Annotated in this window: 1 protein-coding gene; it reads right to left on the reverse strand. The window is 63.3% G+C overall.

Features of this window, described 5'->3' with window-relative positions; genetic code table 11:
* A partial coding sequence (locus tag ACQRA4_RS13950; protein ID WP_427823645.1) for a methyl-accepting chemotaxis protein occupies positions 1-305 on the reverse strand: 305 nt, incomplete at both ends.

Below are 305 nucleotides of genomic sequence, written 5' to 3' on the forward strand. Positions count from 1 at the left end.
GACACCGCCTTGGCGGCTTCGGCCATGGCATTGGCGGTTTGCCGGGACATGTCGTTGACCGTGCTGATGGAGCGGTTGATCTCCTCACTGGCGGCGGACTGTTCTTCGCTGGCGGTGGCGATGGCCTGAATCTGGTCAAAGGTGCCTTCCGCCGTGCTGACAATTTCCTCCAGGGCCGCGCCGGACTGCTTGGCCAGTTCCGTGGCGTCGGCGATGCGCGACACCGCGTTGTCCACAGCATCCATGCTCTTGGCCGTGCTGTCCTGAATGGCATGGATGGCGTTGCTCACATCCTGGGTGGAGGA

This window comes from Desulfovibrio sp. SGI.169, assembly GCF_050313595.1.
Classification (GTDB): Bacteria; Desulfobacterota; Desulfovibrionia; order Desulfovibrionales; family Desulfovibrionaceae; genus Desulfovibrio.